General features: G+C 65.1%; 11 protein-coding genes. 9 read left to right on the top strand and 2 right to left on the bottom strand.

Annotated elements, in window-relative coordinates; all coding sequences use genetic code 11:
- Positions 1–10: 10 nt before the first annotated feature.
- The 4 genes from Q8L25_RS15370 (at position 11) to Q8L25_RS15385 (ending at position 4,275) form a co-directional block, all read left to right on the top strand.
- A complete protein-coding gene (locus tag Q8L25_RS15370; RefSeq protein WP_308920176.1) occupies positions 11–1,501 on the top strand; it encodes an NYN domain-containing protein in 1,491 nt (496 codons plus the stop codon).
- Positions 1,502–1,562: 61 nt separating this feature from the next.
- On the top strand, positions 1,563–2,183 hold the full coding sequence (locus tag Q8L25_RS15375) for a hemolysin III family protein (protein ID WP_308920177.1): 621 nt from the start codon (positions 1,563–1,565) through the stop codon (positions 2,181–2,183).
- 80 nt (positions 2,184–2,263) lie between these two features.
- A complete protein-coding gene (locus Q8L25_RS15380) occupies positions 2,264–3,145 on the top strand; it encodes a LysR family transcriptional regulator (RefSeq protein WP_308920178.1) in 882 nt (293 codons plus the stop codon).
- A gap of 80 nt (positions 3,146–3,225) precedes the next feature.
- Entirely contained in the window at positions 3,226–4,275 is a 1,050-nt protein-coding gene (locus tag Q8L25_RS15385; RefSeq protein WP_308920179.1) for a hypothetical protein, read from the top strand.
- Here the strand turns inward: Q8L25_RS15385 and Q8L25_RS15390 are convergent.
- Positions 4,272–7,151: an EAL domain-containing protein gene (locus Q8L25_RS15390; RefSeq protein WP_308920180.1), complete on the bottom strand. Its 2,880-nt coding sequence runs from the start codon at positions 7,149–7,151 to the stop codon at positions 4,272–4,274. The genes Q8L25_RS15385 and Q8L25_RS15390 overlap by 4 nt on opposite strands.
- Before the next feature lie 141 nt (positions 7,152–7,292).
- Positions 7,293–8,060 (bottom strand): transferase spermidine synthase, encoded by a 768-nt coding sequence (locus Q8L25_RS15395; RefSeq protein ID WP_308920181.1) that lies wholly within the window; start codon positions 8,058–8,060, stop codon positions 7,293–7,295.
- Positions 8,061–8,204: 144 nt separating this feature from the next.
- On the opposite strand from Q8L25_RS15395, the gene Q8L25_RS15400 reads away from it, so the two are divergent.
- The 5 genes from Q8L25_RS15400 to Q8L25_RS15420 all read left to right on the top strand — a co-directional run bounded on the left by Q8L25_RS15400 (position 8,205) and on the right by Q8L25_RS15420 (position 13,248).
- A complete protein-coding gene (locus Q8L25_RS15400) occupies positions 8,205–8,480 on the top strand; it encodes a hypothetical protein (protein WP_308920182.1) in 276 nt (91 codons plus the stop codon).
- Between the two features lie 31 nt (positions 8,481–8,511).
- Complete coding sequence (locus Q8L25_RS15405) at positions 8,512–9,663, top strand: GGDEF domain-containing protein (protein ID WP_308920183.1); 1,152 nt, start codon at positions 8,512–8,514, stop codon at positions 9,661–9,663.
- An 88-nt stretch (positions 9,664–9,751) separates the two neighbouring features.
- Entirely contained in the window at positions 9,752–10,834 is a 1,083-nt protein-coding gene (locus Q8L25_RS15410) for an ionic transporter y4hA (RefSeq protein ID WP_308920184.1), read from the top strand.
- 158 nt (positions 10,835–10,992) lie between these two features.
- Positions 10,993–12,450 (top strand): Ppx/GppA phosphatase family protein, encoded by a 1,458-nt coding sequence (locus Q8L25_RS15415; RefSeq protein ID WP_308920185.1) that lies wholly within the window; start codon positions 10,993–10,995, stop codon positions 12,448–12,450.
- A gap of 93 nt (positions 12,451–12,543) precedes the next feature.
- Positions 12,544–13,248: a hypothetical protein gene (locus Q8L25_RS15420; RefSeq protein WP_308920186.1), complete on the top strand. Its 705-nt coding sequence runs from the start codon at positions 12,544–12,546 to the stop codon at positions 13,246–13,248.
- The last annotated feature ends 28 nt before the right edge of the window (positions 13,249–13,276 follow it).

The following is a 13,276-nucleotide window of genomic DNA, read 5'->3' on the forward strand; positions in this document are numbered from 1 at the left end:
ACAAATCCCTATGGCGTCATCCCCAGAAAACCTCAGCATGGCCGTGTTTTGCGACTTTGAAAACGTCGCGCTTGGCGTGCGCGATGCAAACTACGAAAAATTCGACATCAAACCTATCCTCGAGCGCTTGCTGCTCAAGGGCAGCATCGTTGTCAAGAAGGCCTATTGCGACTGGGACCGCTACAAAAGCTTCAAGGGCACCATGCACGAAGCGAACTTCGAGCTGATCGAAATCCCCCACGTACGCCAGTCCGGCAAGAATTCGGCCGACATCCGCCTGGTGGTCGACGCGCTCGACCTGTGCTACACCAAGGCCCACGTCAACACCTTCGTCATCATCAGCGGCGACTCCGACTTTTCGCCGCTGGTGTCGAAACTGCGCGAAAACGCCAAGCAGGTGATCGGCGTCGGCGTCAAGCAGTCGACCTCCGACCTGCTGGTGGCCAACTGCGATGAATTCATCTTTTATGACGACCTGGTGCGCGAAAGCCGCCGCACGGCCGCCAAGCGCGATGCGCGCAACGAGCGCGAAACGCCGGCGCCGAAACGTTCGGCCGACGAAGAAGTGCGCCGCAAGGAAAAATACGAGTCGCGCAAGACCGAGGCGATCGAGATGGCCGTCGAAACCTTCGACGCGCTGGTGTCCGAGCGTGGCGACAGCGGCAAGATCTGGGCCTCGATGCTGAAAGAAGCGATCAAGCGCCGCAAGCCCGACTTCAGCGAATCGTTCTACGGTTTCCGCACCTTCGGCAACCTGCTGGAAGAAGCGCAGACGCGCGGCTTGCTGGAATTCGGCCGCGATGAAAAATCGGGCGCCTATGTGTACCGCAGCAGCGGCCTGGCGCCGGCTGCTTCCGTGCCAGCTGTCGCGGACACCGCCAGCGAAGTCGTGGTGGTGGACGCGGCGGCGCAGGAAGACGGCAACCGCGAGAATGGCAACCCCGGCAACCGCCGCGAGGGACGTGACAACACGCGCCGCAATGGCCGCGGCGGCCGCAAGCAGAATGACAACCGCCGCAACGATGCCGCGCCGCAGGCCTTCGTGCCGGTGGCCGAGGTGGAAACGCCGGTCGAGGCCGTCGAGACGGTGCAGGAGCCGGTGCAGCCAGCGCCTGAGGCGGTCGAGACCGTGGTGGAAGACGGCAAGCGCGGTTCGCGTCGCAATGGCCGTGGCGGACGCAACAGCAATAACCGCGAAGCGCGCGCTGTTGTAGCAGAGATAGTGGAAGCTGCGCCGGTGATCGAGTTCGTGCCGGAGCCGGTGGTCGAGGTGGTCGTTGAGCCGGTGATCGAAACGCCGGTGGAAGTCAAGCCGAAACCGAAGCGTACGCCGGCCCGCAAGGCGGCTGCGGCCAAGAAACCGGCCAAGGCGGTGGTGGAAGCGGTTGAAGCTGTGGTCGAGGTGGCGCCGGTGGTTGAGGTCGTGCCAGCGGTGGAAGAACAGCCAGCCAAGGCGCCACGCAAGACGCCGGCACGCCGTCCTGCGCGCAAGAAGGCTTAGGAAGCTTGATTGAACCCCTGAAGCAGGGTCCGACCCCAGTCCTTGCTTGGGGTCTGTAGCCATGTACCCCGGCGAACGCTTCAACAGTATCTCCCACGTGGTCGGCGCGGCGCTGGCCGCCATCGGCGGGGTGATCCTGGTGGTGGCGGCGGCGCGCACGGGCGATGCGTGGAAAATCGTCAGCTGCAGCGTGTATGCGGCCATGCTGCTGACCTTGTACCTGACGTCCTCGCTGTACCACAGCGTGCGCGCCAGCAGGGCCAAGACGGTGCTGCAGCGGCTCGACCATTGCGCCATCTATCTGCTGATAGCGGGCACCTACACTCCCTTCATGCTGGTGACCTTGCGCGGGCCGTGGGGCTGGTCCCTGTTCGGCGTGGTGTGGGGCCTGGCCGTGATCGGCATCGCGCAGGAATATCTGTACGCCAGGGGCGCGCGCATTTTGTCGCTGGTGATCTATGTGCTGATGGGCTGGCTGATCGTCATAGGCTTGAAACCGCTCTTGGCGGCACTGGAATGGAACGGCTTTTTGTGGCTGGCGGCCGGCGGCCTGTGCTACACGGGCGGCATCGGCTTCTACGCCACCGACCACAAGCTGCGCCATGGCCACGGCATCTGGCACTTGTTCGTGCTGGCCGGCAGCAGCTGCCATTTTATCGCCATCTTGTTCTACGTTGCCTGACGTAGCGGGCAAGCCGGGCGCCGCCCCGACTATTGCTGATAATCCATTATAATGCCCCGATCTGTGAAACAAGGGCAAGAATGGATATCAACTCGGACGACCTGAAAATCTTCGTCACCGTCATCGACAGCGGCACCCTGAGCGCGGCCGCCGTGCACCTGGGGCAAACCACCTCGGGCGTGAGCCGGGCCTTGTCGCGCCTGGAAGACAAGCTGGCCACCTCTTTGCTCACGCGCACCACGCGGCGCATGGAACTGACCGAAGAAGGGCAGCTGTTCCTGGCGCGCGCGCGCACCATCCTGGCCTCCATGGAAGACGTGGAGGAGTCCATCCGCATCCGCCGCCAGAAGCCGGCCGGGCGCTTGTGCGTGGACGCCGCTTCGCCCTTCATGCTGCATTGCGTGGTGCCGCACGTGGCCGAGTTTCGCGCCATGTACCCCGAGATACGCCTGGAGCTGACCAGCAACGACCAGATCGCCGACCTGCTGGAACACCGCACCGATATCGCCATCCGCATCGGCGCACTGGCCGACTCCACCCTGCATGCGCGCGCCTTGAGTTCCAGCCCGCTGCACCTGCTGGCCACGCCGGCCTACCTGGCGCGCCATGGCGAGCCGGCCACGCCGGAAGAACTGGCCAACCACGCGCTGCTGGGCTTTGCCCAGTATGACCTGGGCAACAACTGGCCACTGCGCCACCAGGCCGGCAACAGCCTGCAGATCGTGCCGGCGCTGGCCGCCTCCAGCGGCGAAACCTTGCGCCAGCTGGCGCTGCACGACCAGGGCATCGTCTGTCTGTCCGACTTCATGACGCGTGACGATATCGCGGCCGGGCGCCTGGTGAAAGTGCTGCAGCCGTTTTATACCGGCTACCGCCAGCAGATCCACGCCGTGTATTACCGCAACACCCAGCTGGCGCAGCGCATCAGCTGCTTCCTCGAATTTCTGCAGCAAAAGCTGTAGGCGACACTGTGAGAATGTGCGTATTTTCTCCTGTGTAGCTTCTGTTAATATATTGCAATTTCAACTATTGTAAAAATATTATGAGAGCCTGTTTTTCCCTGATGGCCTTGCTGTGTGCATCCAGCGCCGCCGCCACCGACATCCGCTACGCCGGCAAGCCGGACTGCCGCGTTGCCGAACCTGCGCGGGTTACCGGCCAGGCGGCGTACTGGAGCGGCGCCTGTCGCGACGGCTATGCCGAGGGACCGGGCGCCTTGCAGTGGAGCCTGGATGGCAAGCCGACCGAACGCTATGAGGGTCCGCTGGCCAAGGGCCTGCCGGAAGGGGCCGGCATCGCGCAACGGGCCGATGGCAGCTTGCACGAGGGTACTTACCGGGACGGCGAGCTGCAGGGGCCGGCGGTGGTGGTGTTCAAAAGCGGCAACAAGCTGGAAGCGAACTTCGAGCATGGCAAGCCGGTCGGCAACGTCAAGGCCGCCTTTGCCGGCGGAGACCGTTATGAAGGTGGCTGGCGCAATGGCCCGGAAGGCAGCGGGACGATGACATTTGCCCTGGGCGGCGCCTATCGCGGGCCATGGCGCGAGGGCAAGCCGGTCGGCGACGGCGAGATCCTGTATCCGAACGGGCAGGTGCTGAAAGCCCGCTTCAACGGCAGCTTCCAGTTGACGCAGCGGCCGCAGCCGGAGACGCCCAAGCTTTACAACATCAAGCGCGAGGATGCGCGCACCGGCTCGAACATACGCCCGGTGGTCGGCAGCAATTTTGTGGTGCCGCCGGAAAAACCATATGCCGAGTTGACGCCGGATCAGCAAGCGCTGGTGAAAACCAGGTACAAGGCCTTGCAGGAGGACGATGCGCCGCCGTATCCGGAAAAAGGCATGCTGCAGATTTCGCGCGCCATGGGGAAAATGATCTCGTATGGCTACACCACGGGCGTCTTGCGCGCCAATGTCAGCGTCAATGAAAAAGGCGTGCCGCAGAGTGTGACCTTGCTGGAAAGCCCGGACAGCGAAGCGGGCAAGCTGGCGGGCTCGATCCTGATGCTGATCACCTATACGCCGGGGCGCTGCGCGGGCCAGCCTTGCGCCATGATGGTGCCGTTCAATTACTCGCTGAGCGTCGCGCACTAGCCTGCCGGCGTGACCAGCTCGCCGCGCAGCAGCAGCTCCACTTCATGCGCCGGCAGCGGATGGCTGAAGTAAAAGCCTTGCGCTTCGTCGCAGCCGTGGCGGCGCAGGTAGTCCAGCTGTTCCGCCGTTTCCACGCCTTCGGCCACCACGCGCAGTTTCAGGTTGTGCGCCAGGGCGATGATGGAGACCACGATGGCCGCGTCATCGGCATCGCTGGCGACGTCGCCGACAAAACTGCGGTCAATTTTGAGGACATCGATCGGGAAGGTGCGCAGGTAGGCAAAGCTGGAATAGCCGGTGCCGAAATCGTCGATCGACAGCTGCACCCCCAGCGCCTTCATGTCGTGCAGCTGGCTCACCGCCAGCGCCACGTCGTGCATGAACAGGCTTTCCGTCAGTTCCAGTTCCAGGCAGGCCGGCGCCAGGCCGGTTTCCGCCAGCACGTCGGCGATCGAGGCCACCAGGTTCGGCTCATTGAACTGGCGCGCCGACAGGTTCACCGCCAGGCGCAGCGACCCCAGCCCGGCCGCATGCCAGGCCTGCATCTGCGCGCAGGCCTGGCGCATCACCCAGGCGCCTATCGGCACGATCAGGCCGGTATCTTCGGCCAGCGCGATAAAGCGGTTGGGCGCCACCATGCCCAGTTCCGGGTGGCGCCAGCGCAGCAGCGCTTCGACGCCGACGATGCGCCCGCTTTCCAGGTCCAGCTGCGGCTGGTAATGCAGCACGAACTGGTCGCGTTCGAGGGCGTTGCGCAGCGCCGTTTCGATGCGCAGCCGTTCCAGGGTGGCCTGGTTCATCGCCTTGGTGTAGAACTTGATGGTATTGCGGCCCTGTTTCTTGGCGCTGTACATGGCGATGTCGGCCTGCTCGATCAGGTTCTGCGTTTCGCCGTTCAGGGTCACGTCGCCGGGCGCGTCGAATTGCGTCATGTCGTAGACGGCCACGCCGATGCTGCAGGTGACAAAAAATTCCTTGCCGTCGAGCAGCACCGGTTGCGCCACGGCGTCCATGATGCGCTGCACCACCGCCTTGCTCAGTTCCTCGTCGGCCTGCTCGGACAGGATGGCGACGAATTCGTCGCCCGACAGGCGCGCCACGGTGTCGCTTTCGCGCAGGCTGGCCTGCAGGCGCGCGGCGATGGTTTTCAGCAGCAGGTCGCCGGCCTTGTGGCCCAGGCTGTCGTTGACGAACTTGAAGCGGTCCAGGTCGATCAGCAGCACCCACAGCGCACGGTTCTTGCGGCGCGACAGCGCCATCGCCTGCGCCAGCCGGTCGCGCAGCAGGGCGCGGTTGGGCAGGCCGGTCAGCACGTCGTGGTGGGCGATATGCTGGATCTGCTGTTCCGCCAGCTTGCGCTCGGTGATCTCGGAGCCGGTGCCGCGATAGCCCTTGAAGTCGCCCAGGTCGTCGAACAGCGGCTCGCCATTGATGCTGAACCAGCGCAGCTTGCCGTCGCGGTCGGCCATGGCATATTCGAGGTGGAAGAAGGGCAGGTGGGCCTGCAGGGTGGCCATATGCTGCTTGCCCCAGCGCGCATTGCGCATCTCGGGATTATGGTCCCAGCGCGTGGCGCCGATGAAGCGCTCGAGCGGCATGTTCGACTTGTCGGCGAAGCCGCTGGTGATGTGCGTGAAGCGGAAGTTCGCGTCTTGTTCCCAGTACCAGTCCGAGGACAGGGCCAGCAGGCGGCGAAAGCGCTTTTCGCTTTCCTGCAGTGCCCGCTCGGTGCGCTGGCGCGCGCGCACGTCTTCGCTGAGCAGCTCGTTGCTGCGCTTGAGGTCGGCCGTGCGCTGCTCGACCAGCAGCTGCACGCGGCGCGAGCGCTGCGTCAGCGATTGCACGAAGGCGGCCGTCAGCAGGCTGAACAGTAGTCCCGTGACCAGCGTAAACAGCGAGCCCAGGTGGTCGGCCATGAAGGGGCGCGGATGCGCCACCACGCGCACATGCCAGGAACGGCCGGCGGTGGCAAAGCCGCTGTCGTAGCGGCTTTGATAGGCGAAATGCAGCCAGCGCGGCAGCCGGTGCCAGCCGCCGACCCGGTCCTCTTCCGCCACCGCGCCGTGCTGGAAGATGCGGGTGCGCGCTTCGGCGCTGGCGCCGGCAAAGACTTCGACTTCCAGCTGCGGATCGTCCAGCAGTTCGGCGCCGGAGAGGATTTTCTGCACCAGTTCGCCGCCGCGGATGACGGCGGCCGTGTCGCCGATCACGGCCGCGCGCCGCTGCTCGGGCGTGTCGAGCGGCACGCCGTGGCGGTACACGGGACGCAGGATGACAAAGCCTTTTTCCGGTCCCTGGGCCAGGCTCAGCAGGCTGGTCGCCACCGTCAGGTTGCCCGTCACCGCCTGGTCGAGGGCGCCGGCCAGCAGGCCGTCGGGGCGCACGTTCAGGCCGAAAGCGGGCAGGTTGCCCTGCATCGGCTCCAGGTAGTCGACCACCAGGTAGTTGGCGCGCACCGGCGCCGGCAGCATCTGCGGGCCGTGCATTTCCATCATGGCGTAGCCGGGCACGATGGCGCGCAGTTCGGCTTCGAACGCGGCGCGCTGCGCATGCGGCACGCGGCGGTGGTAGTTGAAGGCCTGGATAAAGGGATGGCGCTGCAGCAGCGGCGTGGTGAAATCATGGAACTGCTGGCGCGTGACGGGCACGACGGCGGAAAACAGCTGGTTGGTGGTGGTCAGCACTTCGACCGCGTCGTCCAGGCCCTGCTCGATGGCGGCCACGCGCGCGCCGGCGCGCTGCTGCAGGCTCAGGCTCATCTTGTCGTACTCGAGCTGGCTGATGGCGGCAAACAGCACGATCGTGACCGACAGGCCGCAGGCAAACGTCAGCGCGGCCGCGGCGGAAAGGGAGTAGGGCAGGCGGCCACGCAGCATGGAAAAGGGTCTCGTTCAGGATGGATCTGGCCCGCCGCGACGGCGGGCCGGCAGAGCCGGTAGTGTGTCATAAACGCTGTCTGGCGTGCTGATTTTGCACCTGCGCAGTGCCATTATGCAACAACGTCATGCAACACCGTTTCAATCCGACGCACGCTGGCGCCGCCGCAGGCGCCACAGCTGCCAGGGCGGCAGCAGGCGGTTCAGGAAGCCCAGGCCGAACAAGGCGCGCCAGCGTACCAGGCGTACCGTCCGCACCGCGCGGCCTGCGTCGGCACGGCCGGGCTTGGCCGCGAAGATGATGCGGTTATTGCCGGCGATGCCGTCGAAGTGACATACCTGGCCGCGAAAGGTCAGCATCAGCCGCGCCAGCATGGCGGCGTAGTGCGGATCGTAATTGAACAGGTTGGCCACCAGCACGCCGCCGGGCACCAGCGCGCGCAGGCAGTCGGCATAGAAGCGCGCGCTGCCCAGCGCCGGCGGCAGGCCGCTGGCGTCGAAGCCGTCGAGCAGCAGCACGTCGGCGCTGGCCGGATGCTGGCGGATATAGCTGACGGCGTCGGTCTCGATGATGCGCAGGCGCGCATCGTCGGGCGGCACCATGAACTGCTCGCGCAGCGCGATCACGTCGGCGCGCAGTTCCAGCACCGTGATGCGCGTCTCGGGCAGGTAGCGGTGGCAGAATTTCAGCAGCGAGCCGCCGCCCAGTCCCACCATCAGGATATGGCGCGGGCGCGGCACGAACAGGGTAAAGCACATCATGGCGCGCGCGTAGCGCAGCAGCAGGTGATCGGGGCGCGACAGCAGCATTTCACTCTGGATCATGCCGGGGCAAAACTCCAGCCGGCGCCGGTCGCCGTCGGTATGCACGAGAGGAGGAGGGACGGTGGTCTGCGCGTCGATGGGCATGAATCGGTGGGTGGAAACGGGGCCAGGTTTTGTTGCATGCAGAGAAATCTGATAAGCTCCTGACAGCATACCCGATTTATTATCCCCATAGGGCCGCGGCGCCTCGGCAAGCTGCCGGCAAGATCGGGCACCATGGAGACAAGCATGTTTTTGGATCACCCCACGATTACCGCCACCAACAGTTTTACCGAGCCCGACCGCATCGAGCGGCTGACCCGCGTCTACGGTTACGCGGCGGCCATGGCCGACCAGGCCGGCAACGAGCACTTCATCGAAAAAGTGGCGCAGATCCACGACCACAAGGGCACCCTGATCGTGTTCTGGTACGACGCCCCCACCGAAGCGGAAAAGCACTATTTCGTGCAGGCCTGGGCCAGCAAGGTCGGCGACGGCAGCACCAATGTCGAACACGAGATCTGAGCTGCTGCACGCGCGCGCTCTGGCCTGAGCCATGGATATCAAGACCCTGGTCCTGGCGCTGGCGCTGGGCAACCTGAGCCTGTGCGCCGCGCTGTTTTTCTTCGAGTACGAGCGCAAGAAGTCGTTCGCCATGTCGACCTGGGCGCTGGCCAAGCAGTGCCAGGCCATCGCCTGGTGCCTGCTGTACCTGCGCGGCGTGCTGCCCGATTTCCTCTCCATTTTGCTCGGCAACAGCCTGCTGTTCGCCGGCATGGCGCTCGACGCCGGCGCCCTGTGGCAGGCGGCCGGCAAGAGCGGCTGGCGCCGCCGCCTGCTGCCGGCGCTGGGCGTGGCCGTGCTGCTGTTCGCGCTGTGCTATATATTCGACGTGGCGCCGCTGCTGCGCAGCGCCGGCGGTTCGCTGATCGTGGCCGGCTTCTTCCTGTCCGGCGTGGCCGCCTTGTCGCTGCAGTGGCGCGAGGCGAGCATGCTGCGCCGTTTCCTGGTCGTCGCCATGGGCCTGCTGTCGCTGCTGATCGCCGCGCGCGGCGTGCTGGCCGCCTTCGTGCCGGGCTTTGACGCCGAGCTGATGCAGCTGGCCGGCTTCGGTGCGCTGTACCTGATGATGCTGACCAATGCCTTCGGCTACCTGCTGCTGTCGCGCGAAAAACTCGGTGGCGAACTGGCTCGCCTGGAAGTGGTCGATGCGGCCACGGGCGTGCCGAACCGGCGCGGCTTTTACCAGGCGCTGGCGCCATGGATGGCGCTGGCGCGCCGGCCCGGCCTGCCCACCGCGCTGGTGGTGCTCAATCTCGACGATTTCAAGCGCGTCAACGACAGCTACGGCCATCCGGTCGGCGACGCGGTGCTGAAAAGCGTGGTCGACATCTGCCGCCAGCAATTGCGCGACAGCGACCTGATGGGCCGCCTGGGCGGCGCCGAATTCGCCATCCAGCTGCCGCGCACCAGCTTGAGTGACGCGCTGATGGTGGCCGAACGCATCCGCTTTGCGGTCGCCGCCTTGCCGGTCAAGACGGAAAAAGCCGTGCTCAGCCTGACGGCCAGCCTGGGTGTGACCACCATCCGCGCCGAAGACAGCACGGTGGCGCTGTTCAAGCGCGCCGACGAGGCGCTGCAGGCGGCCAAGGAAGCCGGGCGCAACCGCGTGATGGCGGCGCCGGAGGCTCCCGCACTGGATGTGTAAGCCCTAACTTATATTTAAGCCAAGCAAGTTATGATGCGAAAGACTTTGTCTTTCGCATTGCTTTTTCCACTCTTGCCCGGGCCACTCCATGAAAAGTCTTACCTCCCTGCCTGTATGGCCACTGGCCGCCCCGATCGTGGGCTGGCTGTTCCTGGGCGGCGCCAGCTTCGGTTTCGGCGGCGCCTACCAGATCCTGCTGGTGATCGGCCTGATCGCCAGCGTGCTGGCCGCCGTCTACCATGCCGAGGTGGTGGCGCACCGCATCGGCGAACCGTACGGCACCCTGGTGCTGGCGCTGGCCGTGACCCTGATCGAGGTGGCGCTGATCGTCTCGCTGATGCTGGCCGGCGGTCCTGAAACCACGGGCCTGGCGCGCGACACCGTGTTCGCCGCCATCATGATCATCCTGAACGGCATCGTCGGCATCTGCCTGCTGCTGGGCGCCGGGCGCCACAAGGAGCAGACCTTTGGCCTGCTGGGCGTGAGCGCGTCGCTGGCCACCCTGGCGGCGATCGCGATTCTGACCCTGGTGCTGCCGAACTATACGTCGAGCGCGGCCGGACCGTTCTACAACTCCAGCCAGCTGATCTTCATCGCCGTCATTTCGCTGGTGCTGTACGGCACTTTTGTCCTGGTGCAGACGGTGCGCCACCGCGATTACTTCCTGCCCAAGGAAGCCGTCGGCGACGAAGAGGTCCATGCCGAGCCGCCCACGCCGACGGTGGCCTGGATCAGCGCCATCGCGCTGCTGGTCTGCCTGGGCGCCGTGGTGCTGCTGGCCAAGTCGCTGGCGCCCGCGCTGGAAACGGCAATCGCCGCCATGGGCGCGCCCAAGACCCTGGTCGGCATCGTCATCGCCGCCATCGTGCTGCTGCCCGAAGGCCTGGCGGCCGTGCGCGCGGCGCGCGCCAATCGCCTGCAAACCAGTTTGAACCTGGCGCTCGGTTCGGCCCTGGCCAGCATCGGCCTGACGATACCGGCGGTGGTGGTGGTGTCGCTGGCCACCGGGTTGACCATCACGCTGGGCCTGGACATCAAGTCGACCGTGCTGTTGCTGCTGTCGCTGATGGTGGCCACCCTGTCGCTCGGCACGGGACGCACCACCGTGATGCAGGGCACGGTGCACCTGGTGATCTTCGCCGTGTATTTGTTTACAACGATCGTGCCGTAAAAACCGGCCGCTGGCTGTCACGATCCTGTCACGCCCCTGTCATATGATGGCGGTAGTGTGGTAGGATTTTTAAATCGTTTAAATGATTTATATAATTTCCCTGCCGGCCGGCCTGTTTCGGTCCAACTGGCGGGGCAGTGACCAGACAAGAGGCCAGTATGTATGCAGCGGTGGACCTGGGGTCCAACAGTTTTCGTTTACACGTCGGCAAGCATGATGGCGACACCATCCGCGTCATCAAGAGCGTGCGCGACCCGATCCGCCTGGCCGCCGGCCTGGACGCCCATGGCGACCTGACCGAGGCGGCCATGCAGGGCGCGCTGGCGTGCCTGCAGCGTTTTCGCACCGTGCTTGACGGTTTCCAGCTCGAAGCCGTGCGCGTGGTGGCCACGTCGGCCATGCGCGTGGCGCGCAACGGCGCCGTCTTTTTGCCGCTGGCCGAAGAGGCCATCGGCTACCCGATCGAAATCATCTCGGGCGAGGAAGAGGGGCGGCTGATCTACATGGGGGTGGCCAATTCGCTGGCGATTCCCGGCGAGCGGCGCCTGGTGATGGATATCGGCGGCGGCTCGACCGAGCTGATCCTGGGCCGTGGGCAGGACGTGGAGCGGGTCGAGTCGTTCAGCCTCGGCACGGTCAAGCAGAGCCTGTCGTTCTTTATCGGCGGGCGCATCGACGCACCGTCGTTCGAAGCGGCGATCCTGTCGGCGCGCAGCCACTTCGAGGATGGCGCGCCACCGTACATGCCGCAGCACTGGAAGACGGCCTATGGTTCTTCCGGCACGATCCGCACGATTGCCGACATCATCGCCCGCAACAAGCTGGGCGACGGCCTGCTGAGCGGCTCCAGCCTGGACGCGCTGGCGCGCCGCTTCATCGAACTGGGCCACACCAGCAAGATCGACCTGCCCGGCCTGCGGCCCGACCGCGCCGGCACCATCGTCGGCGGCCTGGCGATCCTGATCGGCCTGTTCCGCGAACTGGCGATACCCGCAATGACGCCGATCGAGGCCGGCCTGCGCATGGGTGTGATGTGGGACTTGTTCCTGCGTTCGACCAAGCGCGACCGGCGCGAACAGTCGGTGCAGGCCTGCATGGAAAAATTCCATGTCGACCAGCGCCGCGCCAGCCGGGTGGCCGAGCAGGCGCAGGCCCTGTACGCGCAGCTCAAACCCACGTCCGAGGCGCTGGTCAAGCCGCTGCGCTGGGCCAGCCTGCTGCACGAAACGGGCATGGTGGTGTCGCAGACCGGTTATCACAAGCATGCGGCCTACATCATCGAAAACGCCGATTTGCCCGGTTTTACCACGCGCGAACAGAAGACCATGAGCCGGCTGATCCTGGCGCAAAAGGGCAACCTGCGCAAGATCGACGATGTGCTGGCCGATGCCGACTTCGCCAAGGCGGTGCTGGCGCTGCGCCTGTCGATTTTGCTGATGCATGCGCGCATCGAAGCCGATTTCAGCGAGCTGCGTCTGCGCATGAAGAACCGGATCGACCTCGATATCAAGCGCGGCTGGGTGGCGCACCATCCGACGGTGTCGTTCTGGATCGAAAAAGAGCAGGAATTCTGGGATGAAGTCGGCGTCGATTTCACCATCCGCGCAAGTGCCTGAGCGCTTGCGCGACTGCCACCAATTTTTTTTTGACGAGCAAAATTCTTAAAAACCATATATATTGTTTATATTATTTACTTGATTGGATGACCCATGACCAAAACCGCGCCAGTGAAAAAGCCCGTCGCCGCTCCCGCTTCGATATTCCCGACCAGCGAATCGATCAACGCGGCAGCCGCCTTTGACGCCGCACCGGCGGCCGCCGTGGCAGCCAAGCCTGCGGCAAAAGCGCCAGCCAAGCCACGCGCAAAAGCGGTAGCGCCAGCCGCCGCCAAGCCGGCAGCGCCAGCCCCGGCCCCTGCTGCGGCGGCCAAGCCCGCAGCCGCCAAACCTGCCGCCAAGCCAGCCGTGGCGAAGGCCGCCGTGGTTGCCAAGCCTGCCGTGAAAGCTGCCGTCAAGGCCGCTGCCAAACCGGCGCCAGCCGCCGAAAAACCGGTGGCCAAGGCCGTGGCCAAACCTGCGGCCAAGGCCGCCGCGAAGCCAGCCGCCAAGGCGGTAGCCAAGCCGGCAGCCAAGCCAGCGGCAGTGAAAAAAGCGCCTGCCGCCAAGGCCGCCGCCGTCGTCAAGGAAAAGGCCCGCAAGCCGAAACTGGTGCGCGATAGCTTCACCATGCCGGAAGCCGAATATGAAGTGCTGGGCCAGGTGAAAAAAGCCTGCCTGAAAGCCGGCTTCGAGATCAAGAAAAGCGAATTGCTGCGCATCGGCGTGGCGCTGATCAGCCAGATCGACCTGGCCACCCTGCAAAACGTGCTGGCCGGCCTGCCGCAACTGAAAACCGGCCGTCCAAAGAAAGACTGATAGCGGCTGTCCTGCTGGCGTCGTCATT

The organism is Janthinobacterium sp. J1-1, assembly GCF_030944405.1.
In the GTDB taxonomy this organism is placed as follows: domain Bacteria; phylum Pseudomonadota; class Gammaproteobacteria; order Burkholderiales; family Burkholderiaceae_D; genus Janthinobacterium.

What these genes read in the sequence shown, in the direction of transcription:
- Q8L25_RS15400 (WP_308920182.1), top strand. Translation starts at nt 8,205, where the DNA reads ATGTTTTTGGATCACCCCACGATTACCGCCACCAACAGTTTTACCGAG.
- Q8L25_RS15410 (WP_308920184.1), top strand. Translation starts at nt 9,752, where the DNA reads ATGAAAAGTCTTACCTCCCTGCCTGTATGGCCACTGGCCGCCCCGATC.
- Q8L25_RS15405 (WP_308920183.1), top strand. Translation starts at nt 8,512, where the DNA reads ATGGATATCAAGACCCTGGTCCTGGCGCTGGCGCTGGGCAACCTGAGC.
- Q8L25_RS15415 (WP_308920185.1), top strand. Translation starts at nt 10,993, where the DNA reads ATGTATGCAGCGGTGGACCTGGGGTCCAACAGTTTTCGTTTACACGTC.
- Q8L25_RS15375 (WP_308920177.1), top strand. Translation starts at nt 1,563, where the DNA reads ATGTACCCCGGCGAACGCTTCAACAGTATCTCCCACGTGGTCGGCGCG.
- Q8L25_RS15395 (WP_308920181.1), bottom strand. Translation starts at nt 8,060, where the DNA reads ATGCCCATCGACGCGCAGACCACCGTCCCTCCTCCTCTCGTGCATACC.
- Q8L25_RS15385 (WP_308920179.1), top strand. Translation starts at nt 3,226, where the DNA reads ATGAGAGCCTGTTTTTCCCTGATGGCCTTGCTGTGTGCATCCAGCGCC.
- Q8L25_RS15370 (WP_308920176.1), top strand. Translation starts at nt 11, where the DNA reads ATGGCGTCATCCCCAGAAAACCTCAGCATGGCCGTGTTTTGCGACTTT.
- Q8L25_RS15380 (WP_308920178.1), top strand. Translation starts at nt 2,264, where the DNA reads ATGGATATCAACTCGGACGACCTGAAAATCTTCGTCACCGTCATCGAC.
- Q8L25_RS15390 (WP_308920180.1), bottom strand. Translation starts at nt 7,151, where the DNA reads ATGCTGCGTGGCCGCCTGCCCTACTCCCTTTCCGCCGCGGCCGCGCTG.
- Q8L25_RS15420 (WP_308920186.1), top strand. Translation starts at nt 12,544, where the DNA reads ATGACCAAAACCGCGCCAGTGAAAAAGCCCGTCGCCGCTCCCGCTTCG.